This window comes from Citrobacter sp. Cpo142 (assembly GCF_030332425.1).
GTDB lineage: Bacteria > Pseudomonadota > Gammaproteobacteria > Enterobacterales > Enterobacteriaceae > Citrobacter > Citrobacter portucalensis.
Map to the genome: position 1 here is coordinate 1 of NZ_JAOWHW010000026.1, position 577 is coordinate 577.

The window sequence follows — 577 nt, forward strand, 5'->3', positions numbered from 1 at the left end:
GACAGAAACCATAAATACCGGCTTTGACATGCCGGGGAAGTCCTTATAGTACAATAATTTTCGATATCCAAACTGACCCCTAGTTCCGCGCACTTTTTGAGATTTCCGGGGTTTCAGCCATCAGCCGGTACTCTTCCGGTGTCAGGTTATTCAGGGATTCGTGGGGGGGGGCGCTGTTATAGCGCGAGCAGTCTTTATGCACCGGCTGGGGGAAATCAGAGACCGGGGACTGGAAAACCAGAGCTACCGGGCCAGCGGGCTGACATTGCTGACTGCGGCGATCTCACTGTGGAATACGGTATATATAGAAAGAGCCATAGATTCTCTGAAGCGAAAAGGGATCCCACTAAATGAACAGCTGATTTCTCATCTGTCCCCGCTGGGATGGGAACACATCAACTTGAGTGGAGATTACGTCTGGCGAACAAACCTCAAGCTGGGACAGGGAAAATACCGTTCGTTACGCTCAGTAGATAGCAGTCTGTATAAAAAACAGGCTTAACGTAGGATATTTAATGAGATGGTCACTCCCTCCTTCCCAGTACTATGCTGAGGACAGGCTTTCATTCGGAGAACC

At 49.6% G+C, this 577-nt stretch carries 1 pseudogene; it reads left to right on the top strand.

Annotation, left to right across the window (positions count from 1 at the left end):
- Nucleotides 1-178: 178 nt before the first annotated feature.
- Nucleotides 179-502, top strand: a pseudogene (locus tag OGY18_RS00970) (Tn3 family transposase); the annotation flags it as partial.
- Nucleotides 503-577: the final 75 nt, after the last annotated feature.